The organism is Pseudomonas sp. LB3P58, assembly GCF_054897895.1.
This window is the reverse complement of record NZ_JBUBVE010000001.1, coordinates 5,274,889-5,299,421: the sequence shown is the minus strand read 5'-3', so window position 1 is coordinate 5,299,421 and position 24,533 is coordinate 5,274,889. Positions and strand designations below refer to the sequence as shown.

General features: G+C 61.0%; 23 protein-coding genes. 16 read left to right on the top strand and 7 right to left on the bottom strand.

Annotated features, from left to right (window positions below):
* Positions 1-22: 22 nt before the first annotated feature.
* Positions 23-679: a class I SAM-dependent methyltransferase gene (locus ACYZTZ_RS24710; protein ID WP_461999983.1), complete on the bottom strand. Its 657-nt coding sequence runs from the start codon at positions 677-679 to the stop codon at positions 23-25.
* Positions 676-1,140 carry a hypothetical protein gene (locus ACYZTZ_RS24705; RefSeq protein ID WP_056743691.1) on the bottom strand — a complete coding sequence of 155 codons (465 nt, stop codon included), beginning with the start codon at positions 1,138-1,140 and terminating at the stop codon, positions 676-678. Before ACYZTZ_RS24705 ends, ACYZTZ_RS24710 begins: the two co-directional genes overlap by 4 nt.
* A 128-nt stretch (positions 1,141-1,268) precedes the next feature.
* Between ACYZTZ_RS24705 and nrdR the strand changes: the two genes are divergently transcribed.
* The 12 genes from nrdR to ACYZTZ_RS24645 all read left to right on the top strand — a co-directional run bounded on the left by nrdR (position 1,269) and on the right by ACYZTZ_RS24645 (position 10,070).
* Positions 1,269-1,733, top strand: a complete 465-nt coding sequence (nrdR, locus tag ACYZTZ_RS24700; protein ID WP_003228656.1) for a transcriptional regulator NrdR — start codon at positions 1,269-1,271, stop codon at positions 1,731-1,733.
* Complete coding sequence (gene ribD / locus ACYZTZ_RS24695; protein WP_461999982.1) at positions 1,730-2,863, top strand: bifunctional diaminohydroxyphosphoribosylaminopyrimidine deaminase/5-amino-6-(5-phosphoribosylamino)uracil reductase RibD; 1,134 nt, start codon at positions 1,730-1,732, stop codon at positions 2,861-2,863. The genes nrdR and ribD overlap by 4 nt, the downstream gene beginning before the upstream one ends.
* Positions 2,864-2,909: 46 nt before the next feature.
* Entirely contained in the window at positions 2,910-3,572 is a 663-nt protein-coding gene (locus ACYZTZ_RS24690; RefSeq protein WP_046047353.1) for a riboflavin synthase, read from the top strand.
* Positions 3,573-3,603: 31 nt separating this feature from the next.
* Positions 3,604-4,695 (top strand): bifunctional 3,4-dihydroxy-2-butanone-4-phosphate synthase/GTP cyclohydrolase II, encoded by a 1,092-nt coding sequence (gene ribBA, locus ACYZTZ_RS24685; RefSeq protein ID WP_033059428.1) that lies wholly within the window; start codon positions 3,604-3,606, stop codon positions 4,693-4,695.
* Between the two features lie 91 nt (positions 4,696-4,786).
* Positions 4,787-5,263 (top strand): 6,7-dimethyl-8-ribityllumazine synthase, encoded by a 477-nt coding sequence (ribH, locus tag ACYZTZ_RS24680; RefSeq protein ID WP_003185938.1) that lies wholly within the window; start codon positions 4,787-4,789, stop codon positions 5,261-5,263.
* Positions 5,260-5,760: a transcription antitermination factor NusB gene (gene nusB / locus ACYZTZ_RS24675; RefSeq protein ID WP_008153530.1), complete on the top strand. Its 501-nt coding sequence runs from the start codon at positions 5,260-5,262 to the stop codon at positions 5,758-5,760. Before ribH ends, nusB begins: the two co-directional genes overlap by 4 nt.
* Positions 5,761-5,778: 18 nt before the next feature.
* A complete protein-coding gene (gene thiL / locus ACYZTZ_RS24670; protein ID WP_461999981.1) occupies positions 5,779-6,744 on the top strand; it encodes a thiamine-phosphate kinase in 966 nt (321 codons plus the stop codon).
* The gene (locus ACYZTZ_RS24665) at positions 6,741-7,244 is read left to right on the top strand and encodes a phosphatidylglycerophosphatase A family protein (RefSeq protein ID WP_056743666.1); all 504 of its coding nucleotides are present in this window, start codon (positions 6,741-6,743) and stop codon (positions 7,242-7,244) included. Before thiL ends, ACYZTZ_RS24665 begins: the two co-directional genes overlap by 4 nt.
* Before the next feature lie 22 nt (positions 7,245-7,266).
* The gene (locus ACYZTZ_RS24660; RefSeq protein ID WP_461999980.1) at positions 7,267-8,004 is read left to right on the top strand and encodes a substrate-binding periplasmic protein; all 738 of its coding nucleotides are present in this window, start codon (positions 7,267-7,269) and stop codon (positions 8,002-8,004) included.
* Positions 8,005-8,236: 232 nt separating this feature from the next.
* Complete coding sequence (ribA, locus tag ACYZTZ_RS24655; protein WP_027924335.1) at positions 8,237-8,854, top strand: GTP cyclohydrolase II; 618 nt, start codon at positions 8,237-8,239, stop codon at positions 8,852-8,854.
* Positions 8,851-9,270 (top strand): hypothetical protein, encoded by a 420-nt coding sequence (locus ACYZTZ_RS24650; protein ID WP_033059418.1) that lies wholly within the window; start codon positions 8,851-8,853, stop codon positions 9,268-9,270. The genes ribA and ACYZTZ_RS24650 overlap by 4 nt, the downstream gene beginning before the upstream one ends.
* Positions 9,270-10,070 (top strand): cobalamin-binding protein, encoded by an 801-nt coding sequence (locus tag ACYZTZ_RS24645; RefSeq protein ID WP_461999979.1) that lies wholly within the window; start codon positions 9,270-9,272, stop codon positions 10,068-10,070. The genes ACYZTZ_RS24650 and ACYZTZ_RS24645 overlap by 1 nt, the downstream gene beginning before the upstream one ends.
* Before the next feature lie 4 nt (positions 10,071-10,074).
* Here the strand turns inward: ACYZTZ_RS24645 and ACYZTZ_RS24640 are convergent, their stop codons facing one another.
* From ACYZTZ_RS24640 to ACYZTZ_RS24620, 5 genes are all read right to left on the bottom strand, one after another.
* On the bottom strand, positions 10,075-11,958 hold the full coding sequence (locus tag ACYZTZ_RS24640; protein WP_461999978.1) for a TonB-dependent receptor domain-containing protein: 1,884 nt from the start codon (positions 11,956-11,958) through the stop codon (positions 10,075-10,077).
* Between the two features lie 164 nt (positions 11,959-12,122).
* Positions 12,123-14,021 (bottom strand): 1-deoxy-D-xylulose-5-phosphate synthase, encoded by a 1,899-nt coding sequence (gene dxs / locus ACYZTZ_RS24635; RefSeq protein ID WP_461999977.1) that lies wholly within the window; start codon positions 14,019-14,021, stop codon positions 12,123-12,125.
* A gap of 92 nt (positions 14,022-14,113) precedes the next feature.
* Entirely contained in the window at positions 14,114-15,001 is an 888-nt protein-coding gene (gene ispA / locus ACYZTZ_RS24630) for a (2E,6E)-farnesyl diphosphate synthase (protein ID WP_461999976.1), read from the bottom strand.
* A complete protein-coding gene (locus ACYZTZ_RS24625) occupies positions 14,998-15,240 on the bottom strand; it encodes an exodeoxyribonuclease VII small subunit (protein WP_056743654.1) in 243 nt (80 codons plus the stop codon). Before ACYZTZ_RS24625 ends, ispA begins: the two co-directional genes overlap by 4 nt.
* Positions 15,241-15,369: 129 nt before the next feature.
* Positions 15,370-16,515 (bottom strand): Fic family protein, encoded by a 1,146-nt coding sequence (locus tag ACYZTZ_RS24620; protein ID WP_461999975.1) that lies wholly within the window; start codon positions 16,513-16,515, stop codon positions 15,370-15,372.
* A 278-nt stretch (positions 16,516-16,793) separates the two neighbouring features.
* Between ACYZTZ_RS24620 and ACYZTZ_RS24615 the strand changes: the two genes are divergently transcribed.
* From ACYZTZ_RS24615 to ACYZTZ_RS24600, 4 genes are read left to right on the top strand one after another with little or no spacing between them, the layout of a single operon-like run.
* Positions 16,794-17,585 carry a YfaP family protein gene (locus ACYZTZ_RS24615; RefSeq protein ID WP_461999974.1) on the top strand — a complete coding sequence of 264 codons (792 nt, stop codon included), beginning with the start codon at positions 16,794-16,796 and terminating at the stop codon, positions 17,583-17,585.
* Between the two features lie 37 nt (positions 17,586-17,622).
* Positions 17,623-19,335: a DUF2138 domain-containing protein gene (locus ACYZTZ_RS24610; RefSeq protein WP_461999973.1), complete on the top strand. Its 1,713-nt coding sequence runs from the start codon at positions 17,623-17,625 to the stop codon at positions 19,333-19,335.
* 32 nt (positions 19,336-19,367) lie between these two features.
* Positions 19,368-19,970: a DUF1175 domain-containing protein gene (locus ACYZTZ_RS24605; RefSeq protein WP_224789262.1), complete on the top strand. Its 603-nt coding sequence runs from the start codon at positions 19,368-19,370 to the stop codon at positions 19,968-19,970.
* On the top strand, positions 19,967-24,532 hold the full coding sequence (locus ACYZTZ_RS24600) for an alpha-2-macroglobulin family protein (protein ID WP_462000709.1): 4,566 nt from the start codon (positions 19,967-19,969) through the stop codon (positions 24,530-24,532). Before ACYZTZ_RS24605 ends, ACYZTZ_RS24600 begins: the two co-directional genes overlap by 4 nt.
* Position 24,533: the final 1 nt, after the last annotated feature.

The window sequence follows — 24,533 nt, the reverse complement described above, 5'->3', positions numbered from 1 at the left end:
CGTGAATGGGGCAACTATAAGGCTAGCCGCGCCGCGCGTGGTAGAGGCTCACATGCCGAAACTCTTCGGGCTCGGCCAGATCGGGCAGGGTCATCGCTTCCAGCATCTCGATGCGTTGATACAACGGGTGGCGAAAATCCCTCACGCGTGAATCGGCCACCAACGCTTCCTGGCCGCGACTCAAGAATTCATCGAGCAACGGCAGATTCGCCCGGTCGTACAGCACGTCGGCCACCAGAATCAGATCAAAGCGATCCGCTTCGGCGAAAAAGTCCGTTGAGTAGTTGAGGTGTACGTCATTGAGTTCGGCATTCGCCCGACAGGCGGCAATCGCCAGCGGGTCGAGGTCACAGGCCACCACTTCCAGCGCTCCGGCCTTGACTGCCGCGATCCCCGCCACCCCGGAACCGGCTCCGAAATCCAGCACCCGTTTGCCTTTGACCCACTCAGGGAATTCGGCGAGATAGCGGGCGACCGCCAGGCCGCTGGCCCAGCAGAAACTCCAATAGGGCGGCTCATGCAGAATCCGCCGGGTTTCTTCCGGGCTGAACGCGCGGTCCATGTTGTCGCCGTCGATCAGCCAAAGCTTCAGGTTGGTCTGCGGCAATGCGACAGGCACAAGCTGCGCATCACCGAGCAACTCACCCAGTGCCTGTTGCAGGTCGAGCGGTGCAATCATGGCGCTTTGACGAATTGCAGCTGACCCAGCACTTGCGTCGTTGGCTGGCTGATGACTTGCGACGGCAGATGCAAAATCAGCTGGCCGGACTGGCTGGCGCGGCCCCGCAGTTCAACGCGGGCACCGACCGGGAAGGATTCCGGGTTGAAACGCAGGTGAAACGGCAGAATCTGATTGGTGCCGATCAGGCTGGAACTGGCGAGCAATTGTTGCGGGCGGCCCTTGTCATCGATCACCAGCAGCGCCAGTTCGACTTCGGCGTCGGCCGGCACGCCTTGCAGGGTGCCGCTCAATTCACGCTGATACGCGGGCAGCGGGCCGAGGTTGGCCGATTCCTTGGCTTTCTTCTGTGCCTGTTGTGGCGCGGGGCCTGGCGTCGGCGGCTGGGGCTTGGGCGCATCGCTGCTGCAGGCCACCAGCAGGCTGAAAAGACTGAGCAAAACGAGCGGTCTTAGGGACATTTTCGGCTCCAGCAAGGTGAAATCCATGGATCTAGCTCTATAGCCCGTCTGTATACCGCAAACCCTATGGCTTGTCTTGCCACGGGGATGCGCTACCATGGCCCTCCCTTTTTTTGTTGCCTGCCACCATGCACTGTCCCTTCTGCGGTGCCAACGACACCAAGGTCATCGACTCGCGTCTGGTCGCCGAGGGCGAACAGGTACGCCGCCGGCGTGAATGCCTGGCCTGCGGCGAGCGTTTCACGACGTTCGAGACGGCCGAACTGGTGTTGCCGCGCCTGATCAAAACCGACGGCAGCCGCCAGCCGTTCGACGAAGAAAAACTCCGCGCCGGCATGCAGCGTGCGCTGGAGAAGCGCCCGGTGAGTGTCGAGCGCCTGGAATCGTCGCTGGTGCACATCAAACACAAACTGCGCGCCACCGGTGAGCGAGAGGTTAAATCCCTTGTCGTCGGTGAACTGGTGATGGCCGAGCTGCAAAAGCTCGACGAAGTCGCCTACATTCGTTTCGCCTCCGTGTATCGGCGCTTCCAGGACCTCAACGAGTTCCGTGAAGAGATCGATCGCCTGGCCCGTGAGCCGGTGAAAGAATGACCATCTCTGCCGAACAAGCCATCCTCGACGCCCATTACATGGCCCGTGCCCTGGAACTGGCGCGCAAAGGTCATTACACGACACACCCCAACCCTCGGGTGGGCTGCGTGATCGTGCGGGACGGGCAGATTGTCGGTGAAGGCTGGCACGTGCGCACCGGCGAACCCCACGCCGAAGTCCACGCCCTGCGTGCCGCCGGCGATAAGGCTCGAGGCGCCACCGCTTACGTGACCCTTGAACCTTGCAGCCACCACGGACGTACGCCGCCTTGCGCCGATGCTCTGGTACATGCGGGTGTGGCTAGGGTCGTCGCGGCGATGCAAGACCCGAATCCGTCGGTTGCCGGTCGTGGCATGCAGCGCCTGGCCCAGGCCGGTATTGCTACCGAAAGCGGTGTGCTGGAAGGCGAAGCGCGCAAGCTCAACGAAGGTTTCCTCAAGCGCATGGAGCACGGCTTGCCGTTCGTGCGGGTCAAGTTGGCCATGAGCCTCGACGGCCGGACAGCGATGGAAAGCGGCGAAAGCCAATGGATCACCGGTCCTGCGGCGCGTTCGGCGGTGCAACGCCTGCGCGCTCAGGCCAGCGTGGTGCTGACCGGCGCCGACACGGTGCTGGCAGACAACGCCCGTCTCACCGTGCGTGCTGATGAGCTGGGCCTGGATCCTGAGCAAACTGCCCTGGCCATGAGCCGTCCGCCGCTTCGCGTGCTGATTGATGGCCGCCTGCGGGTGCCGCTGGATGCACCGTTCTTCAAGGCCGGGCCTGCATTGGTCGCCACGTGCATGGCGATCGAGGAGCAATACGCCAACGGTCCGGAATGCCTGATCGTGGCGGGCGAGGATGGCTTGGTTGACCTGCGTAAACTGCTGGTCGAACTGGCCGCCCGTGGGGTCAACGAAGTGCTGGTCGAAGCGGGGCCGCGTCTGGCCGGGGCTTTCGCTCAGCAAGGGCTGGTGGACGAGTTTCAGATTTTCATCGCCGGCAAGTTTTTAGGTTCGTCTGCGCGTCCGCTGCTGGATTGGCCACTCGCGCAAATGAAGGATGCGCCTGAACTCAAAATCACCGAAATTCGCGCGGTTGGCGATGACTGGCGAGTCATCGCCATTCCTTCGCCAGCGGCGAGCGTATAATTCCGGGCCTGCGCCACGCGACGGCCCTGTTCTCGAGGAGGACTCCATGTTTACCGGCATCATCGAATCCATCGGCAGTATTCGTGCATTGACCCCAAAAGGCGGAGATGTGCGGGTGCACGTAGAAACCGGCAAGCTCGATCTGAGCGACGTCAAACTGGGCGACAGCATTGCAGTCAACGGCGTGTGCCTGACTGCGGTTGAGTTGCCAGGCAACGGCTTTGCGGCGGACGTCAGCCGCGAAACCCTCGACTGCACCGCCATGAATGATCTGAAAAGCGGCAGTCCGGTGAACCTGGAAAAAGCCCTGACCCCGACCACTCGCCTCGGCGGGCATCTGGTCAGCGGCCACGTCGATGGTGTGGGCGAAGTGGTTGCCCGTACCGAAAATGCTCGCGCTGTGGAGTTCCGCATCCGCGCGCCGAAAGAGCTGGCCAAGTACATCGCTCATAAAGGCTCGATCACTGTCGACGGCACCAGCCTGACCGTGAACGCGGTCGATGGCGCCGAGTTCTTGCTGACGATCATTCCGCACACCCTGAGCGAAACCATCATGGCGTCTTACCAGCCAGGTCGCCGGGTGAATCTTGAAGTTGACTTGCTGGCACGTTATCTGGAACGCCTGCTTTTAGGCGATAAGGCCGCAGAGCCTACGTCCAGTAACATCACCGAAAGCTTTCTGGCCCAAAACGGCTACCTCAAATCCTGAAGCTCAAATTTCGAAAGAAGGGGGGTGCCTTGTGGCGCTCAATAGCATCGAAGAACTGGTTGAAGACATCCGCCAAGGCAAGATGGTCATCCTCATGGATGACGAAGACCGCGAGAACGAAGGCGACCTGATCATGGCCGCCGAGTGCTGCCAGCCTGAACACATCAACTTCATGGCCAAGCACGCCCGTGGCCTGATCTGCATGCCGATGAGCCGCGAGCGCTGCGAGCTGCTGAAGCTGCCCTTGATGGCGCCGCGTAACGGTTCCGGCTTCGGCACCAAGTTCACCGTGTCCATCGAAGCGGCCACCGGCGTGACCACCGGCATTTCTGCCGCCGACCGTGCGCGTACCGTGCAGGCCGCTGCCGCGAAAGACGCCAAGGCTGAAGACATCGTCAGCCCCGGCCACATCTTCCCGCTGATGGCTCAGGCTGGCGGCACCCTCGCTCGTGCCGGCCACACCGAAGCGGCGTGCGACCTGGCGCGCATGGCCGGTTTCGAACCGAGCGGCGTGATCTGCGAAGTGATGAACGACGACGGCACCATGTCCCGTCGCGCCGAACTGGAAGCGTTTGCTGCCGAACACAACATCAAGATCGGCACCATCGCCGACCTTATTCACTACCGGATGATCCACGAACGTACCGTTCAGCGGATTGCCGAGCAGCCGCTGGACAGCGAACTGGGCCAATTCAACCTGGTGACCTATCGTGATTCCGTGGAAGGCGACGTGCACATGGCCCTGACGCTGGGCACCGTGTGCGCCGAAGAGCCGACCCTGGTTCGGGTGCACAACATGGACCCGCTGCGCGACCTGTTGATGGTCAAGCAGCCTGGCCGCTGGAGCCTGCGCGCCGCGATGGCCGCGGTTGCCGAGGCTGGCAGCGGTGTGGTGCTGTTGCTCGGCCACCCGCTGGATGGCGATGTATTGCTGGCGCATATCCGCGAAACCGCGGAGCACGTACCGGCGAAAAAACCGACCACCTACAGCATTGTCGGTGCCGGTTCGCAGATCCTTCGGGACCTGGGCGTACGCAAAATGCGCCTGATGAGTGCGCCAATGAAATTTAATGCGATATCCGGTTTCGATCTGGAAGTTGTAGAATACGTGCCCTCCGAATAATGACCGGTTGTTTCCAGTCCTTGATTCGCGGTTAACACATCACTGAGGGACGCGTAGAAAACGCGTCCCGGCTCTTTAAGAGATCTAACGAATGACCCTGAAGACCATCGAAGGTACCTTCATCGCCCCTAAAGGCCGCTACGCTTTGGTAGTAGGCCGTTTCAACAGCTTCGTCGTTGAAAGCCTGGTCAGCGGTGCAGTTGATGCCCTGGTTCGCCACGGCGTGAGCGAAAGCGACATCACCATCATCCGCGCACCTGGCGCCTTCGAAATCCCGCTGGTTGCGCAGAAAGTCGCTCAGAAGGGCGAATACGCGGCAATCATCGCCCTGGGCGCGGTCATTCGTGGCGGGACTCCGCACTTCGAATACGTGGCTGGCGAATGCACCAAGGGCCTGGCCCAGGTGTCCATGGAGTTCGGCGTTCCAGTCGCATTTGGCGTGCTGACCGTTGATTCCATCGAGCAAGCCATCGAACGTTCCGGCACCAAGGCCGGTAACAAAGGTGCTGAAGCTGCCCTGTCCGCTCTGGAAATGGTCAGCCTGCTGGCGCAGTTGGAGGCCAAGTGATTAGCGACGAAAGCGATCGTTTCAACCCGCGCGATCCAAAGCCTGCGGATGCCGGCAAGCCATCGAAAAGCGTCAAGCGTCGCGAAGCCCGTCAGCTCGCGACTCAGGCGCTGTACCAATGGCACATGGCCAAGCAATCTTTGAACGAGATCGAAGCGCAGTTTCGGGTCGATAACGATTTCAGCGATGTCGATGCCGCTTACTTTCACGACATCCTGCACGGCGTTCCGGCTCACAAGCCTGAGATCGACGCTGCACTGACGCCGTGCCTGGACATCACCATCGAAGAGTTGGACCCGGTTGAACTGGCCGTTCTGCGCCTGTCGACCTGGGAACTGCTCAAGCGCGTCGACGTGCCGTACCGCGTTGTGATCAACGAAGGTATCGAGCTGGCGAAAGTCTTCGGTTCCACCGACGGTCACAAGTTCGTCAACGGTGTACTCGACAAGCTGGCCCCGCGTCTGCGTGAAGCTGAAGTGAAGGCGTTCAAGCGCTGATTCGCGCTTGGAGATGCCATGGGCGAGTTTGAGCTGATCCGCAACTTCTTCGCCGCCGCGCCTTGTGCGCAGGGCGGTGAAGGCGTTGCCCTTGGGATCGGCGATGACTGCGCCTTGCTGGCTGTTCCCCCCGGGGAGCAGTTGGCTATTTCCACCGACACGCTGGTTGCCGGTGTGCATTTCGCAGATCCTTGCGACCCGTTTCTGCTCGGTCAGCGCTCGCTGGCCGTGGCCGTCAGCGATCTGGCTGCCATGGGCGCCACCCCCATTGCCTTTACCCTTGCCCTGACCTTGCCGACGGTAACCGCCGATTGGCTGGACGCCTATGCCCGTGGTTTGAACCTCACGGCGCAACGCTGCGGTGTGGCGCTGGTGGGCGGTGATACCACCCGTGGGCCGTTGAGCCTGACGATGACCGTGTTCGGTCGTGTACCGGCCGGCAAGGCGTTGACCCGCAGCGGTGCGCAGCCAGGCGATTTGCTGTGCGTTGGCGGTGAACTGGGTAACGCGGCGGGGGCATTGCCGCTGGTGCTCGGCCAGCGGACGGCTGAAGCCGCCATCGCTGATCCGCTGCTGGCGCATTACTGGTCGCCGCTGCCGCAGCTTGGGCTGGGAATGGCGCTTCGCGGCAAAGCCACCTCGGCGCTGGATATCTCTGACGGCCTGCTCGCGGACTGCGGGCACATCGCGCTCGCGTCGAAGGTCGGCATTCAGGTTGAGCGGGACACGCTGCCATTGTCGAACGCTTTAGTCGCCTTCCTCGGCCAGTCGGGTGCCGAAAAAGCGGCCCTGAGCGGCGGTGATGATTACGTGCTGGCATTTACCTTGCCGTCCGTCGAGTTGCCGAAATTGGTGGCCGATGGCTGGCCGATCCATGTGGTCGGGCGTGTTGTGACGGGGCAGGGCGTGGTGCTGCTGGATGCCGACGGTCAAGACATCACCCCGCAAACCCGGGGCTATCAACATTTTCGGGAGACACCGTGACAGATCATCCCAAACAGGTCCCGGCGGAATTCGTACCGCCCTCGGTCTGGCGCAATCCGTGGCATTTCCTGGCATTCGGCTTCGGCTCGGGCACCTTGCCAAAAGCACCAGGCACCTGGGGTTCGTTAGTTGCGCTACCCTTTATCCCGTTGTGGCAGATGCTGCCCGACTGGGGCTACTGGCTGATGCTCGGCATCACCATGCTGTTCGGCTTCTGGCTGTGCGGCAAGGTCGCCGACGATTTGCGGGTGCACGACCACGAAGGCATCGTCTGGGATGAAATGGTCGGGATGTGGATCACCTTGTGGCTGGTGCCGGAAGGTTGGTACTGGTTGCTGGCGGGGTTTTTGATGTTCCGCTTCTTCGACATCCTCAAGCCGTGGCCGATTCGCTGGATCGACCGGCATGTGCATGGCGGCGTCGGCATCATGCTCGATGACGTATTGGCCGGGGTGTTTGCTTGGTTGGGGATGCAAGGGCTGGTATGGATTTTTGCCTGACGGGCAAAACAGGGGACTAGGGATGGCTCGACGCTGGTTGGCTTTGATGATTTTCGCGATGTTTTGCTCGCTCGCCCAGGCGAGTGACGAGGGCACAACGCCGTCGGTGATTCATCTGGCCAGCGAAGACTGGGAAGACTACACCGCCGCCGATGGCCACGGTCTGGGCTGGGATGTATTGCGGGAAGTCTTCGAGCCGGCGGGGGTCAAGCTGGACATTCGCAGCGAACCGTACGTGCGCTCCATGGGCCTGGCCCAGCGCGGCGAAGTGGATGCCTGTGTCGGCTCCTATCTTGATGAGTCCAGCGATCTGCTCTATCCGCGCTGGAACTTCGATACCGATCACATCTATGCCTTGGGCCTGGCCAGCAACCCCGCGCCGACCCCGGAAACCCTGGGCAATTATCGACTGGCCTGGGTCCGCGGCTACGACTATCAGGATTACCTGCCCAACATACGCCGCTATAACGAAGTCATGCGGCGTACCGGGATTTTGTCGATGTTGACCCACAATCGCGCCGACTTTTACATCGACGCGCTGACCGAGGTCGACTATGTCCTCAGGTGGGCCAAGGATCCGACGCAGTTCCGTCGCACCCACATTGCGGAATTGCCGCTGTATCTGTGCTTTGCCAAGACTCCCAAGGCTCGCTCCCTGATGGCGCTGTTTGATCAGCGTATGGAGCAACTGGTGAAAAACGGCCAGCTGAAACCGATCTTCGAGCGTTGGAAACAACCCTATCCGTTTGACCCAAACTGAACACGGTCAATGTGGGAGCGGGCTTGCTCGCGAATGCGGTGTATCAGTTAACATTGATGCCGGCTGACATACCGCATTCGCGAGCAAGCCCGCTCCCACACGGTCGACAGCAGGGCCGATATCTAACTTTTTGATTGTTATGCCCCATAATTCAGCCTAAGCGTCTGTCGGAACGTGCTGTTACAATGCCGCGTCTGCGAATCTCCAGTACTTATTGATCAGGAGCACACCGGTGCCTGTCGTTTTTGTCGCCGCTTCCAAGCTGCCAACGCCTTTTGCGCAATTCACCATGCACGGCTTTCTCGATGAAGAAAACGGGCGCGAGCACGTTGTGCTGAGCCTGGGTGAGTTCGCCGACGGTGCCCCGGTACTCGGCCGGTTGCACTCCGAATGCCTGACCGGCGATGCCTTGTTCAGCCAGCGTTGCGACTGCGGCTCGCAACTCGAGGCTGCCTTGCAGGCCATCGCCCGTGAAGGCCGTGGCGTGTTGCTGTACTTGCGTCAAGAAGGCCGCGGCATTGGCCTGCTGAACAAGATCCGCGCCTATGAATTGCAGGATGGCGGCGCCGATACCGTCGAAGCCAACGAGCGTCTGGGCTTTGCCGCCGACCAACGTGACTACGCCATGTGCCTGCCGATGCTGGAGCACCTGGGCGTGAAATCCCTGCGTCTGATGACCAATAACCCACGCAAGGTCAAAGCCTTGACCGACATGGGTATCGTGGTCGCCGAGCGCGTGCCGCTGCACACCGGCCACAATCCGCACAACAAACTCTACCTGGCCACCAAGGCCAGCAAGCTCGACCACATGATGGGCAATGAGCATCAGGGTGAGGCTGACCGGGCGTGACCCGCGGTCAGGTTCGGCGGCGACTGTCCGTCAATTGGTGGCAATACCTGGCGCTGGCCTTGGTGCCGCTGTTCGTGATCAACGGCGTATTTGGCCAGAGCGAGGCGATCCTGCCGGTGCTGGCGATGCCGTTGTTCATCGCCGGTGTGGCTTCGATGTTTGTCAGCCTGAAATTCTTTGGCGGCTACAAGCACGCGTTGATCGCCACTCAAAAAGCCCTCGACACCCCTGAAGAACCTGCTGCCTGGATCGCCCTGGCTGCCAAGCGTCGCACGGCATTCCTGGCTGCCGGGCTGCCGGCCTGGATCGGCGCGCTGGCGGTATTCGTCGGCCTCGAAGCCGTACCGTTGATGCTGCTGGCGCTGTCGACCCTGGTGCTGTTCTACCTCTACCGTATTCCGCGTCAACTCGGCTGATGCGATCCGTCTGGCTGGCGGTTTTGTTGCTGGCCGTCAGTGGCCCGGCGGTTGCGGTCGAACGCGTTGTCAGCCTCGCGCCGTCGCTCTCTGAAATCGTTGTTGAACTGGGTTCTGCGGACCTGCTGGTGGGTGTGCTGGATGCCGGTGAGCGTCCTGCCGAGCTCAAAGACCTTCCTTCGGTTGGCCGCTACGGTCAGCTGGACATGGAACAGCTGCTCAGTCTCAAGCCCGATCTGTTGTTGCTCTGGCCCGGCAGCGTTGGCCCGGCCCAGCGTGAACAGCTCAAGCGGTTGAATATCCCGACCTACGTTGCCGAACCCCACAACCTCGAACAACTCACGTCGCAGATTGAGGCGATTGCCTCACAGCTCGGCCGTCCGGAGCGTGGCGTTTCATTGGTTGAAAATTTGCGTCAGCGACTGGATTCGCTGCGCCAGCGTTATCGTCGGGATGTGCCATTGCGGGTGTTTTATCAGGTCTGGGATCGGCCGCTGTACACCGTTGGCGGCGGGCAGATCATCAGCGATGCGCTTGAGGTGTGCGGGGCACGCAATGTGTTTGCCGACCTGACACTGCCGGCGCCGCAGGTCAGTATTGAGGCGGTATTGCAGCGTAATCCAGACGTGATTCTGGCCAGTGATCAGGCGCAGCTCGATGCGTGGAAAGCCTGGCCGCAAGTCGCAGCGGTGACTCGGGGGCAATTGCTGTTGGTGACCGATAAGGGGCTGGAACGGCCGAGTGGGCAGATGATCGAAGCGACGGCCAAGTTGTGCCAGTTGATCGCGCCTTCACGCTGATCGCTCAGAGCTCCGGCGTCCAGCTCACTCCAAACATCCACGCCCGACCTTCCTCTCGATACCCATACTGACTGCCATCATGGCTGTACAGCGCCCGGCTATAATCCTTGTCCAGCAGGTTATCGACCTTCAGATCCAGCTTGATCTCACGATTCAACGCCCAACTGCTGCGCAACCCCAGCAACGCATACCCGCCCAATGGTTGCTGATTGTTCTCATCGTCATAGCTGCTGCTCACCGCTTGCCAGCTGGCGCCGAGCCCTAGCCGGTCGAACTGCCGATCCAGATCCAGGCTCAAGGTCCGCCGCGCGCGCCGAGCCAGGGTGTGACCGCTGTCGCGATCCCGCGGGTCGATGATCGCCACGCCGAGGTTGCTCTGCCAGCCGAACAGTTCCTGTTTCAAGGCCGCTTCGAATCCGTTGATGCGTGCCGAGGCCACGTTCTGCGGCCGTGAGTTGCTGCCGAAAATTATCGCGTCTTCCAGGTCCGTCCGGTACAGAGAAGCTTCAAGGCGAGCGGTGTCGGTCAGTTGACTGCGCCATTGCAGCTCGTAGCTTTTCGAGGTCTCAGGTTTCAGATCCGGATTACTGAAGTCGGGGTAATACAGATCATTGAACGTCGGCGCGCGGAAACCTTCGCTGTAGGTCAGCAGCACATCGTTGTCCGGATTCAGCGGCAGGGTGAAGGTGCCGCTCCAGCTGTTCTGGCTGCCGAACTGCTGGTTCTGGTCCCGGCGCAGGCCCAGTTCGGTGGAGAAGCTGTCCGCCTGGTAATGATGCTGAATGAACGCGGCACGGTTCCAGCGGCTGTCCTCGTCGAATGGCGTGCTGCTGTTGATCCGGTCCTCGTACCAGTCGCCGCCGAGGATCAGGCTGTTGCGCTCGTCGAGGGTCAGGTCGTTCTGCCAGTTCACCGAGTCGCGATACGTGTTGAACACACTGCGTTCGTCGCTGAGCTTGTCGAAGGACTTCTCGCGGTTTTCGCTGTGGCCGAATTCAACGCGGGTTTTCCACAGCTCGTTGATGCGCGCATCGACGTAACTGCTGAGGCTGCTCACGGTGAACTCGTTGTAAGGCTGCTGCTGGACCGATTCGAAAGTGGTGCTATCGAAGCGGCCGAAAGGGTTGTCGAATGCGCTTTTGCCACGGTTATTCAGCAGGTTGGCACCGATTTCGATGTCATCGGTGAGTGCGTGACTCAGGCTCAGACTCAACGACTTGTTGCGATACTCATCGTGATCGCCATCGCTCGGGTACGACTCATGGGTGCGATTGATCCCGGCGGTCTCATCGAGGCTGGCGCCGAGATTGAATCGGGTCTGCTCGTCGCCGCCGGACAGCCCGAGGCTGCGTTCCCACGTCTGGTTGCTGCCAAAGCCCACGTGCATTCGCGGTTGCAGGCCTTGCTCGTCGCCGCGACGAGTGAAGATCTGGATCACCCCGCCAATCGCATCGCTGCCATAAATCACCGAGCGGGAACCGCGCAGTACTTCCACGCGCTCGACCTGTTCGATGTTGATGTGTTGCAGGTTGCTGTCGCCCGAGGTGGAGTTGCCGATGCGCTGGCCGTCGACCAGCACCAGGCTTTGGGCCGACTTGGTGCCGCGAATGTAAATCCCCGGCAGACTCCCGCGCCCGCCGGTTTGTCCGACCTGCACGCCCGGCACACGACGCAGCAAGTCAGTCACGCTGCTCGGTTGCAGACGATCAATGTCTTCGCGGGTGAACACGGTGTTGGCGGCGCTGCTGTCATTGCGCGCTTCGACCTGACGGTTGGCGCTGATCAGCACGTCGGGAAGCTTCAGGGCCTGGTCGCGTTCGAAGGTGTCGGCCAGCAGTTGGCCGGCCGGCAGCAGGGTCAGCGTCAAGGCGAGGGGAAAGAGTTTCATCGGCAGTCCATTGGCACTTCAGGCCGAACACAAATTTTGAAGGACACAGAAAACCAATGTGGGAGCGAGCCTGCTCGCGATGACGGTGTGTCAGTCAATGAATAAGTTGACTGTCAGACCGCTATCGCGAGCAAGCTCGCTCCCACAGGGTTTTGTATGTGTCTTTAGAGGTTCAGCAGTTCCAACCGCTCACGCACCGAAGCCTCGATCCCGGCCTCATCCAGCCCGCACTCGGCCAGCATTTGCGCAGGCTTGGCGTGCTCGACGTAACTGTCCGGCAAGCCCAGGTGCAGCATCGACTTGAGGATGTTTTCGCGGGCGAGAAACTCGCTGACGGCGCCACCGGCACCGCCCATGATCGCGTTCTCTTCGATGGTCACCAGCAGCTCGTGGCTGCCGGCGATGTCGCGAACCAGTGCTTCATCGAGCGGTTTGACGAAACGCATGTCGACCACGGTTGCATCCAGCGTCTCGGCGACTTTCAGCGCCTCTGCCAGTTGCACGCCGAACACCAGCAGGGCGACTTTGCTGCCCTGGCGACGAACCACACCCTTGCCGATTTCGATCGGTTCGAGGTTTTTCTCGATCGTCGCGTTCGGGCCAGAGCCGCGCGGATAACGCACCGCCGCCGGGCCGTTGAACAGGTGGCCGGTGGTGAGCATTTTGCGCAGTTCGTTTTCGTCGCTCGGGGTCATCACCAGCATGCCGGGAATGCAGCGCAGGAACGACAGGTCGAAGCTACCGGCGTGAGTCGGGCCGTCTTCGCCCACCAGACCCGCGCGGTCGATGGCGAACAGCACGTCGAGGTTTTGCACCGCGACGTCATGAATCAATTGGTCGTAGCCACGTTGCAGGAACGTCGAATAAATCGCCACCACCGGTTTCGCGCCTTCGCAGGCCATACCGGCAGCGAGGGTCACAGCGTGTTGCTCAGCAATCGCCACATCGAAATAGCGCAGCGGGAAACGCTCGCTGAAAGCAACCAGATCGGAGCCTTCTTTCATCGCTGGAGTGATGCCCACCAAACGCGGATCCGACGCGGCCATGTCGCAGAGCCATTCACCGAACACACCGGAATACTTCGGTCCGCCAGCTTTCTTCGGCGCGGCGGCCGGAGCGTCCAGCGGTTCGAGTTTGGTGATCGCGTGGTAACCGATCGGGTCGACTTCCGCCGGGGCGAAGCCTTTGCCTTTCTTGGTGACGACGTGCAGGAACTGCGGGCCTTTCAGATCACGCATGTTGCGCAGGGTGGCGATCAGGGTCGGCAGGTCGTGGCCATCGATCGGGCCGATGTAGTTCCAGCCCAGCTCTTCAAACAGCGTGCCGGGAACCAGCATGCCTTTGGCGTATTCTTCGGTGCGACGGGCGATTTCCCAGGCGCCGGGCAGGCGTGACAGGACCTTTTTGCTGCCTTCACGCATGCTCGCGTAAGTGCGGCTGGAAAGGATCTTCGCCAGATAGTTCGACAGCCCGCCGACGTTGCGCGAGATCGACATGTCGTTGTCGTTGAGGATCACCAGCATGTTGGCGTCCACTTCCGGCGCATGGTTCAGCGCCTCGAAGGCCATGCCGGCGGTCAGTGCGCCATCGCCGATCACGGCGATCGCCTTGCGATCACTGTTTTGCAGGCGGGCGGCAATGGCCATGCCCAGCGCTGCGCTGATCGAGGTGCTGGAGTGTCCGACACCAAAGGTGTCGTACTCGCTCTCGGAACGACGCGGGAAGGCCGCGACGCCGTCCTTCTGGCGCAGGGTGCCCATGCGCCCGCGACGGCCGGTGAGGATTTTGTGCGGATAGGCCTGATGACCCACGTCCCACACCAGCCGGTCGTCCGGGGTGTCGAACACGTAATGCAACGCGATGGTCAATTCGATGACGCCCAGGCCGGCACCGAAATGCCCGCCGGTCTGACCGACCGTGTAGAGCAATTCCAGGCGCAACTCATCAGCCAGGGTTTCCAGCTCGGCTTCGCCTAACCGGCGCAGGCCGTCCGGCGTGTTGGCACGGTCGAGCAGGGGCGTGGTCGGGCGCTTGCGGGGAATCTCATGAAACGTCGTGGGCATCAGGCGAATCGTTATAGGTATAAAAGATGCGGCAGTTTACCTGATGCATCGCCCCCTGCCCACGCGTTGGTTTTAACTTGGCGGATACGCCGTCAGCTGCGCCGGTCGACGATGTAGCGGGCCAAATCGCGCAATGGCTCGGCTGCCGCGTCAAACGGTCGCAGCGCATGCAGGGCTTGATCGCGCAGTTCCAGGGCGTAGGCCTTGGCAGCATCGAGTCCGAGCAGGGCCGGATAGGTTGGCTTGTCGCGTGCGATGTCGGCGCCCTGGCGTTTGCCGAGGGTTTCGGTATCGCTTTCGACGTCGAGAATGTCGTCCTGCACCTGGAACGCCAGGCCGATGGCCTGTGCATAAGTCTGCAAAGACTTCAGTTCGTCTTTCTCGGCACGACCACTGGCCAGGGCGCCGAGTTTGACGCTGACCTCGATCAACGCGCCAGTCTTGTGCCGGTGCATGGTTTCGAGGGCTTTTTGATCGAGTTTCAGACCGACCGAGCCGAGGTCGATGGCCTGACCGCCGACCATGCCTGCCGGGCCCGCGGCCAATGCGAGAGCGCTGACCATTTGCAGGCGGATTTCAGCGTCAGAGTTGCTCAGGCGAGGGTCGAGCAGGGCGCTGAAGGCCAGGCTTTGCAAGCCGTCACCGGCCAGAATCGCGCAGGCTTCATCGAATTTTTTGTGAGTGGTCGGCTGGCCGCGACGTAGATCGTCGTCGTCCATGGCCGGCAAATCGTCATGCACCAGAGAATAAGCGTGAATCAGCTCCACCGCGCAAGCCGCGCCGTTGGCGTGCTCAGCCTTGCCGCCCAGCGCTTCGCACGCGGCGTAGGCCAGCAGCGGGCGGACCCGTTTGCCGCCATTCATCACGCTGTAGCGCATGGCTTCGTACAGACGCGCGAGCTCAGGGCTCGGCGTGTTGAACAGGGTTTCCAGTGCAGCATTGACGCGGGCCTGGCTGGTCGCCGAATACGCTGCAATCATTCTGGCTGATCCGCTTCGAAGGGTTCCTCGGCCAGCTCGCCATCACGCTCGAGCAGCACCTGAACCTTTTGCTCGGCCTGGGCCAGCGCCGCCTGGCAATCGCGGGTCAGACCGATGCCTTGCTCGAAAGCCGTCAGCGAGTCTTCCAGCGACAATTCGCCGTTCTCCAGACGCTCCACCAGCGTTTGCAGGTCAGCGAGAGATTGTTCGAAATCCAGTGCAGCTTTTTTGCGGGCCATGGCGGCTATTTCCGGTTGACGTTAAACCGGCGCGACACTAGCAGACATGGGGGGTATGGGCAAATGGGCCGGGTGTTTCGGCCACTGGTTTCAGCAGCAACACACTCTACAGATCGCGGTTTGGTTCAATTAAAGTGGTGAGACATCGGAGTAGTTGATCTGGTATCGAGTACTGCGCCCGCCACCGGGCAGACGTATGAGGCATCCTTTCTCCAACAACTCGGCCAAATGACGGGTTGCGGTAGCTTTGGATACCTTCGCCACAGCCTGATACTGCGCTGCGCTAATGCCATCCACAAAGCCGCGCTCCCCGCCATCAAGCAAGCGATTCAGTACTTTGGTCTGTTCCGCAGACAACTCTGACTCCCGATGCGTCTGCCAGAAACGGGCCTTGCCCAGCACGCTCTCGATCCGTGCCATGGCCTGTTGCAAGCTGCGCAGCAGGGTTTGCAGAAACCATTCCAGCCACTCGGTGATATCCAGTGTGGCTTTCTGGCAGGTTTCGAGCACTCGATAATAGCCGGACCGGTCTTCAAGGATGCTCGCCGACATGGCATAGAAACGGATGGCTTGATCTTCACCTTGGGCCAATGCCAGGTCGGTGATGGTTCGCGTCAGGCGCCCGTTGCCATCGTCGAAAGGGTGCAAAGTGACGAACCAGAAGTGAGCGATGCCGGCCCGCAGCAATGGATCGAGTCCCGCCTGATTTCGGCTGGCGGTAAACCAGGTGAGGAAGGTGTCGAGCTGTCGCTCAAGGCCCTGACGAGGCGGGGCTTCGAAGTGAACGGTAGGCCTGTCGAGGCGACCAGACACCACTTGCATCGGATCATCGCCTCGTAATGCGCCGACACGGATCGCTCGGGCAGCGAGATCGGTCTCTTGCTCGGGAAACAGCCATTCGTGCCAATCGAGTAATCGCTCCAACGTCAGCGGTTCAGCGAAATGCTGAGTGGCGTCGAGCATCAACTGCGCCAGCCCTTCACTGCGCTGGCTGACATTGTTGCCATCGACCAGCTCCAGCCCCAACCGCCGCGCCAATGACGAGCGAACCGAACCTACATTCAGTTGCTCACCCTCAATGGCGGATGAAGTCACGATATTCTGCAACAGTGCATCCAGTTCGCTCTGAGCGCTCAGCGAACTGCCCACTGAGCAGGCCATGCCCATCAACCGACCTTGGGCCTGCACGCACTCGCGCAATAGCGGTGTCAGGCGCTCGGCTTGCCAGTTGAAATTCGGCCAATCGGGCTGCTGCCAGATCCAGTGAGGTGCCATGAACTCGGTGCTCTTGGAGTGTGTGAGCCGAATAGAAACGTTATTCGGCTCATATAGTGAGCCGAATATGACGCCTATTCGGCTCACCGTCCACCTGCCAGCGTGAATCCCACCGCAAATATAGATGTATCCGATTGTTAAAAAACCGCCGAATGGCTAATCTTCGCGCCTTCTACGACCCGATAGTCATGGGTCTTTCTGACGAAACGCAGTGTTTGGATCTGTAACGCGCCGAGGATCGGGCGCAAGGTTTCGTTATGCATGGCAGGAGGCGTCACATGCGTTCATTTCTTCTATTGCTGACGGGGCTCGTCTGCGCGACCGCGGCGTTGGCCGAGCCTTCGGCCGAGGTGTCGGAACCGGTGGGTGGCTGGCGTTATTCCGGCCTGCTGGACCGCAGTGAAAATCCTCAAGTCGCCTATCCCACGCCACCCATCGATCGCGGTGTGCAGCGCAATCGCACAATGATCCAGGGCCAGCTCAAGGCCATCGGCACTCAGCGAGGGCCGCACACCTTGGCCGTCAACGGCAACCCGCTGAATCTGTATACCGACGACCAGGGGCGTTTCGCCCGGCCGTATGCATTCGGCGCCGGCTCCAACAGCGTCGAAGTGCGCAGCTCCGAAGGCCAATCGCTCAAGCGCGTTCAATTCTATGAAGCCAACAACCTGCGCACCCCGGCGCGGATTCGCGTGGTCCTGGGTTGGGATGACCCGAAAGCCGAACTCGACCTGCACATCATTACCCCCGACGGCCAGCACGCGTTCTGGGCTCACTCGGCGCTGACCAATGGCGGCGGTCTGGACCCGGACGGCGTCGATGGCCCCGGCCCGGAAATGTTCACCATGACCGCGCCGATGCATGGCACCTATCTGGTTTACGTGAACTATTGGGGCAACTTCGGCAGTGGCGGCTATAACTTCGATGAGACCAGCAACCAGAACGAGGTGATCACTTCGCAGATCAACCTGGTGCTCAACGAAAACACCGTCGACGAAAAACGCGAGACCTTCATCGTGCCCCTGCGGGCCATCGGTGACCTGCTGCTGGTCAAGACTTTCAACTATTAAGCATCCCGCTCCACGGATGACATCGGGTTTTGTGAACATGAGCGATAACACTGTTTCTCCGGCCGCCGAAACGCCTGCAGCCAAAACTCCTCGCCGCTGGCCGGCGCTGCTGGTCGGGCTGGTCCTGGTGGCCGGCGTGGCGGGCGGGTTGGGCTGGTTCATGCACAAACCCAAGGCGCCGCCAGCAGCGTTGGCCAGCGACAAACTGGGCATGAGCCGGCCGGACGGTCTGCTCGAAACCCACTCCTTGAGCCAGTTGCCCAAGGACTTGCTGGCAGTGCCGTTCCTCAAGGAAACCCTGACCGAAGATTTCGTCTTCTATTACGAAACGCATGCCGATCGCCTCGGCTTGATCGGCAGTCTGCGGCGGATCATTTACGAGCATGACCTGAAGTTGCAGGACAGTTTGATCGAGCAGCTCTTCGATCAACCGGCAGACGTGGCGCTGTGGCGTGGGGCGGATGGTCGCCTGAAAGACTTTTTGTTGGTGATGGATCGCGGTGGTCTGGCCAAGGTGCTGGAGCCTTTGGCCAAGGTCGCGCTGGATGATTCGCAGTTGAGCCAGCTCAGTGAAATCAAGGTCGCGGGCGATGTGGTGCCGCTGTATCAGCTCACTTACAACAACAGCAAAGCGCTGCTGTTCGCGTCCCATGGCGACAAACTGGTGGTGTTGTCCAACCCGGCGAAGCTGTACGAGGCCGGACACGGCCCGGTCGATGAGCCCGGCATGGTCTCGACGGAATCCCTGGAAGCGTTGCTCGGCGGCGAGAAACTCTTCCCCGAAGCCTTTGGCCTACCACCGCGCGCGCCTGAAGTAAAACAACGCCTCTCGGTGAATTCCAGCGTCCTGGCCATGGGATACCAGCGTTTCATCCCGAACTTCGCCGGGCTGCGCTTCGACATGGACGACAAGGGCTGGCACAGCTTCCTGGCCATGGACGAACTGGTCGACCAGCCGGACTTCGATTTCAAACCGATCTGGCAAGCCATGCCGATGGGCGCCAGTGCCTGTGTCGCCTTGCCGCTCGCCGCCGAACAACAAAAACCGCTGCTGGTGAAACTCGGCGCCGAAGAGTCTGTAGCCCAGGCCCTGACCGAACACATGGCTGGTGCCGCCGGCCTGTGCTGGTACGCTGATTCGCGGTTGTACACGCCGTTGCTGGTGGCCAGCCTGAACGATGATGACAGCGCCAAACTCGACGGCGATCTGGGCAACCTGTTCAGCTCGATGGTCGGTGCTTACGAAGGCAACGTTGAAGAACACGCGTTCCCAGTGGTCGAGAAACAGGAAGGCTCAACCCACCAATGGCAGCGTCAGGTCAGCTCCAACTTCGGCCCTTACAAGGCCAAGGATGCCGAGCAACCGGACGCGATCACCGGCAAGGCGTTCATGAAAGTCAGTCTGGCGCGCCACGGTTCGACGCTGCTGTTTTCCCTCGACGACAAGCTCGTGGACAAGGCCCTCGGCACCCTCGACAAACGCTTCCCGCCGATGGCCGACGTGGTGCCGAAAGACCTGCTGATGCCGGTCTACTTCGGCCCGGATTCCATGGCGCAACTGATGCAACAGGAAACCCTCGACAGCCTGCCGCAAGACATGGAGCCGGTGTTCTACAACGTCGCGCAAACCTATCTGATCCCGAAACTGCGCAAGCTCGGCGGCTACGGCAAATACGCCCTGACCTTGCCCGAAGGCAGCGAGCCCGACGGCCATTGGCAATGGCTGCCGCTGGAATGGAAAGCCCTGTGACCGCACTCATTCGAGGCCTCGGCCTGCTGGCGATGTTGCTGGGCACCCGGGCATTTGCCACTGAGGCACCGCCGCTGGACGTGCAGCAATCCCAGGTGTTCCGCGCCTGGTTCGTGCGCATCGCCCAGGAACAACTGACCCAAGGTCCGAGCCCGCGCTGGTATCAGCAGGACTGTGCCGGCCTGGTTCGTTTCGCCGCCAACGAAGCGCTGAAAGTCCACGACGACAAATGGCTGCGCAGCAATGGCCTGTCCAACCGCTACCTGCCGCCGGAACTGCAACTGAGCGAGGCCCAGCGCGGCCTCGCCCAGCAATGGCAGCAGGGCGGCGGCAAGGTCGGGCCCTACGTCAACGCGATCAAACTGATTCAGTTCAACAGCCATTTGGTCGGTCGCGATCTGGCGCAAGCCCGGCCCGGTGACCTGATGTTTTTCGATCAGGGCGACGACCAGCACCTGATGATCTGGATGGGCCGCTACATCGCCTATCACACCGGCACCACCACCCCGACTGACAACGGCATGCGCTCCGCAAGCCTGCAGCAACTCATGACATGGAAGGACACCCGATGGATACCCGACGCAGCCAACCCCAACTTCATCGGCGTCTATCGACTGAACTTTCTCTCCCAATGATCGGTGCCCGCATGCTGCGTTTTCTGCCTCTGCTGTTGGTCTTAGTGCTGCCTTTTTCGGCGGTGAATGCCGAAGACACCGTCGAGCCGAGCGGCTATACGCCGGTGGCCGGTGAAAGCTTTTTCCTGCTGGCCGACAGCAGTTTTGCCAGCGACGAACAGGCGATGGTTCGCCTCGAAGCGCCGGGCCGCGACTACCGTCGGTTTCGCATGGAGCCTTACGGCGGCGCCGACATTCGCGTGTACCGCATCGACAAGCCGCTGGATTTCCTCAAGCGCCAGAAGAACCTGCACCGCGTGGTCAGCGACGGCCAGTTCAAGGGCGAAGGCCTGTCGAACACCCTCGCGTACCTGTGGGACAACTGGTACCGCAAATCCCGTCGCGTGATGCAGCGAGCGTTCTCCTACGAATCGCGCAAACAAGTCACCGAGGAAGTGCCGGAACTGAAGATGGGCGCCGCGATGGCCGCGCCAACGCCTTACGACGCTCAGCCGCAATTCGCGCTGATTCCGGGCCTGCCGGTGATCAGCCAATTCCGTTATCCGCTGTGGCAAGCCAAACCGATCCAGCCGCCCGAGGGTGTGAACCTCGCCGGCTCTTCCAGCGAGTTCGTCAGTGTCTCGCCGGGCAACGTTTACATTCCTTTGGGTAACCTGAAACCGGGCCTGTACCTGGTGGAAGCGCTGATCGGCAAGTACCGTGCGACCACCATGGTCTTCGTCTCCAACACCGTGGCCGTGAGCAAGATTGCTGGTGATGAATTGCTGGTGTGGGCCGCGCGCAAACACGAAGGCAGTTCGGTGCCGAAGGTGAATGTGCTGTGGACCGATGGCCTGGGTGTGATGAGCAGCGGCGCCACCGATACCGATGGTTTGCTGCGTCTGAAACACGTCAGCCCCGAGCGTTCGTTCGTGATTGGCGAGGACGAAGAGGGCGGGGTGTTTGTCTCCGAGAACTTCTATTACGACAGCGAAATCTACGACACCAAACTCTATGCCTTCACCGACCGGCCGTTGTATCGCCCGGGGGATTGGGTGTCGCTGAAAATCGTTGGTCGTGAGTTCAAAAACGCCCGCGACTCTGTGCTGCCGACTGCAGCCGACGTCAACGTGACCGTGCTCGATGCGACCGGCACGGCGCTGCAATCGTTGGCGCTGAAACTCGATTCCAAGGCGGGCACTCAAGGTCGGTTCCAGTTGCCGGACAACGCGGTGGCGGGCGGTTATGAGCTGCGTTTCAGCTACAAGGATCAGGCCTACAGCAGCGCCTTCCGCGTCGCCGAATACATCAAGCCGCACTTCGAAATTTCCCTGAACCTGGCCAAGCAGGATTACCGCACCGGCGAACCGGTGAAGGGCAGCCTGGTGCTGCTGTACCCGGACGGAAAACCGGTGGCCAACGCCAAGTTGAGCCTGAGCCTGCGCGCTCAACAACTGTCGATGGTCGACAACGAACTGCAATACCTCGGGCAATTCCCGGTGGAGTTGACCAGCACCGAACTGACCACCGATTCCAAGGGCAACGCGACACTGGATCTGCCGGCTGCCGAGAAGCCGAGTCGCTACATGCTCACCGTGTTCGCCAGCGATGGTGCGGCGTATCGGGTCAAGACCACCAAGGAAATCCTCATCGACCGCGGCGCGGCGAGTTTCAGCCTGCGCGCGCCTCAGCGTTTTAGCGCAGTGGGCGACAAGGTTGCGTTCAGTTATTTGAATGAAGGCGGCAGCGAGCAAAGTAAAGCGGTCACGCCGAGCAGTTATAGCTGGGTGCGTCTGGAAGACCAGAGCACCGGCGAAGGCAAACTCGCCGCGAAAGACAAAGGCTTCAGCCTGGCCTTCGACCGTCCGGGGACTTACAACCTGACGTTGAAGGATGACCATGGCCGTGTGGTGGGTGCCTCCGGTCATTCGGTCACTGGCGACGGCGTCAAAGCCGTGCCGGGCACCGTGGAAATCGTCCTCGATAAACCCGAGTACAAGGCCGGCGACGAAGCCCTTGCATTGATCACGTTCCCTGAGCCGATCAGCGATGCACTGTTGTCGCTCGAGCGCGACAAGGTCGAGGCCACAGCGCTGCTGTCCAAGGGCGGCGACTGGCTGAAGATGGAAAAACTCAGCGAGACCCAATACCGCGCGCGGATCCCGGTGAAAGATAATTTTGCACCGAACCTGACCTTCTCCGTGCTCTACACCAAGGGCGGTCAGTACAGCTTCCAGAACGCTGGTATCAAAGTGATCGCGCCGCAAATCGACGTGGCGATCGCCACGGACAAAGAGTCGTATCAGCCGGGCGATACCGTGTCGGTGGACTTGACCACGCAGTTCGCTGGCAAGCCTGTTCCAGCGCACCTGACGGTCAGCGTGGTGGACGAAATGGTCTACGCGTTGCAACCGGAAGTCGCGCCGACCATCGACCAGTTTTTCTATCACCCGCGCCGCAACAACGTGCGCACCAGCGCCAGTCTGTCGTTCATCAGCTACGACGTGGCATTGCCGGGCAGCCCTGGCGCGCCAGGCAAAGCTAACCGTAGCGAGCGGGGCGTGAAAGTGCTGGAGCGGCCGCGTCGTGAAGACGTCGATACTGCCGCGTGGCAGCCGGAATTGATCACCGACGCCAATGGCAAAACCCGTTTCACCTTCAAGATGCCGGACTCGCTGACCCGCTGGCGCATCACCGCCCGGGCCATCGCCGATGACGGTCAGGTCGGGCAGAAGAAGCAATTCGTACGCTCGGAAAAACCGCTGTACCTGAAGTGGAGTGGCCCAACCAAATTCCGCGCTGGCGACAAACCTGATCTGGGTGTGTTTGCTTTCAGCCAAGCGGAAAAACCGGCCAAGGCTGAGTTGGTGATTCATTTCGGCGGTACCGAGCAGCGGGTGCCGGTGACGCTGAACAATGGCATCAACTACATCGCGCTGCCGGCGTTCGCGTTGGCCAGTGGCGAGTGGTCGGCTGAGCTGGTGCAGGACGGTAAAACGGCTGATGCCTTGGCTGTGCGGCTGACCGCGACCGGCGAAGGCTGGCAGGTGACCCAGAGCCAAAGCCTGGACGTGGCCAGCGGTGATACGCCGCTGACCTTGCCGGCAGATGCCACGGATATTCGCCTGCGTCTGGACGACAGTCCACAAGCGCTGTTCCGCTCGGCACTCGACGATCTGTTGAGTTATCCGTACGGCGGCGTCGAACAAACGGCCAGTCGTTTGCTGCCGCTGAGCATCGCGTATCCGACCTTGTCATCGAATCCGCAGATTCGTGATCGCTTGCGCCTGATCATGCAAAACAGCCGTCTGCGCCTGGTGCAAATGGCCGGGCCTTCGGCGAGCTTCACCTGGTGGGGCATGGACGGTGAGCCGGATGCGTTCCTCACTGCTTACGCTTACTACGCCGACTGGCACGCCAGCAAAGCGCTGGAGTTGAGTCTGCCGCCGGAGCATTGGCAGCGGGTGCTGGAGGTCTATTCGAAACAGGCCAAAAACACGCCGCTGTTGCAGCGCGCGCTGATCCTGTCGTTCGCCAAGCAGATGCAATTGCCGGTGAACACCTTGCTCAGCGGTTTGATGGATGATCTGTCGAAAGCGGGCGAGGGCAATGCGGCGAACCTGATGGACGATGGCGAAGACAGCATCGTCATGAGCGATCCGGATTCGGCGTTGGGTCTGGCGGCTGCTCGTGCGTTGACTGCCGCGTTGGCTAAGCAATCGAAGGTGACTCTGCCGGACGCATTCAATCGTCAATTGCCAGACGCGCAACAACGATTGGCGGTCAGTTCGCAGCCGTTTGCCGAAGCCTTGAACCTGTCGCTGCAAGCCTTTGATCAGGCTCACGCGGCAGCGTTGTTGCAACGACTGTTGCCACAGCAATCGACCCTGGAACGCGCATTGGCGCTGACCTGGTTGCAACGCAGCATCGAGCAGGCTTCGCCCACCATTGCACTGGCGCCGGGTGAAGGCTGGAAGAAAAAATACGGTGATACCGGTGAGACTTATTGGACGTGGCAGGGTGCTGCGCCTGTGCCATCAGTGTTGTCGCTGACCGGTGCGCAAGAGCGTCCGTTGCGAGCGGCTTTGAGCTTCCAGACCAAACAACCGCTGGTTGATCCGATGGCCGTGACCATCACCCGTCGCCTGTCGCGTCTGGTGCCGGGCGACGAAGCCTTCACCTTCAAACTGGAAGCGGTCGGTACCAAGCCGTTGTCCAGCGACAGCCTGTATCTCGACGAAGTGATCATCACCAGCAAAGCGGCCAAACCGCTGCGCTACGGCATGCTCGAAGTGCCGCTGCCACCGGGCGCCGATGTCGAGCGCACCACGTGGGGCATCAAGCTGATGGGCAAGGCCGGCACCGAACCGTCCGCGTTGGAGAAAGCGCGTTTCGAGCCGGGGCAAATGGCCTATGCCATTCCGGTCGACGCCTTGAGTGCCGAATTGCGTCTGCGTCATTTGGTGCGCTTCTCGCAGAAAGGCCAGTTCAACCTGCCGCCGGTGCGTTTCACTCAGGTTTACGCGCCGCAGCATCAGGCTCAGGAACAGAAACCGGCCCTTGGCCAGGTCACGGTCAACTGAC

Bases quoted from the DNA above. Each gene is read 5' to 3' on its own strand.
- ACYZTZ_RS24710 (WP_461999983.1), bottom strand. From the start codon at position 679: ATGATTGCACCGCTCGACCTGCAACAGGCACTGGGTGAGTTGCTCGGT.
- ACYZTZ_RS24705 (WP_056743691.1), bottom strand. From the start codon at position 1,140: ATGTCCCTAAGACCGCTCGTTTTGCTCAGTCTTTTCAGCCTGCTGGTG.
- nrdR (WP_003228656.1), top strand. From the start codon at position 1,269: ATGCACTGTCCCTTCTGCGGTGCCAACGACACCAAGGTCATCGACTCG.
- ribD (WP_461999982.1), top strand. From the start codon at position 1,730: ATGACCATCTCTGCCGAACAAGCCATCCTCGACGCCCATTACATGGCC.
- ACYZTZ_RS24690 (WP_046047353.1), top strand. From the start codon at position 2,910: ATGTTTACCGGCATCATCGAATCCATCGGCAGTATTCGTGCATTGACC.
- ribH (WP_003185938.1), top strand. From the start codon at position 4,787: ATGACCCTGAAGACCATCGAAGGTACCTTCATCGCCCCTAAAGGCCGC.
- thiL (WP_461999981.1), top strand. From the start codon at position 5,779: ATGGGCGAGTTTGAGCTGATCCGCAACTTCTTCGCCGCCGCGCCTTGT.
- ACYZTZ_RS24660 (WP_461999980.1), top strand. From the start codon at position 7,267: ATGGCTCGACGCTGGTTGGCTTTGATGATTTTCGCGATGTTTTGCTCG.
- ACYZTZ_RS24645 (WP_461999979.1), top strand. From the start codon at position 9,270: ATGCGATCCGTCTGGCTGGCGGTTTTGTTGCTGGCCGTCAGTGGCCCG.
- ACYZTZ_RS24640 (WP_461999978.1), bottom strand. From the start codon at position 11,958: ATGAAACTCTTTCCCCTCGCCTTGACGCTGACCCTGCTGCCGGCCGGC.
- dxs (WP_461999977.1), bottom strand. From the start codon at position 14,021: ATGCCCACGACGTTTCATGAGATTCCCCGCAAGCGCCCGACCACGCCC.
- ispA (WP_461999976.1), bottom strand. From the start codon at position 15,001: ATGATTGCAGCGTATTCGGCGACCAGCCAGGCCCGCGTCAATGCTGCA.
- ACYZTZ_RS24625 (WP_056743654.1), bottom strand. From the start codon at position 15,240: ATGGCCCGCAAAAAAGCTGCACTGGATTTCGAACAATCTCTCGCTGAC.
- ACYZTZ_RS24620 (WP_461999975.1), bottom strand. From the start codon at position 16,515: ATGGCACCTCACTGGATCTGGCAGCAGCCCGATTGGCCGAATTTCAAC.
- ACYZTZ_RS24615 (WP_461999974.1), top strand. From the start codon at position 16,794: ATGCGTTCATTTCTTCTATTGCTGACGGGGCTCGTCTGCGCGACCGCG.
- ACYZTZ_RS24610 (WP_461999973.1), top strand. From the start codon at position 17,623: ATGAGCGATAACACTGTTTCTCCGGCCGCCGAAACGCCTGCAGCCAAA.
- ACYZTZ_RS24605 (WP_224789262.1), top strand. From the start codon at position 19,368: ATGTTGCTGGGCACCCGGGCATTTGCCACTGAGGCACCGCCGCTGGAC.
- ACYZTZ_RS24600 (WP_462000709.1), top strand. From the start codon at position 19,967: ATGATCGGTGCCCGCATGCTGCGTTTTCTGCCTCTGCTGTTGGTCTTA.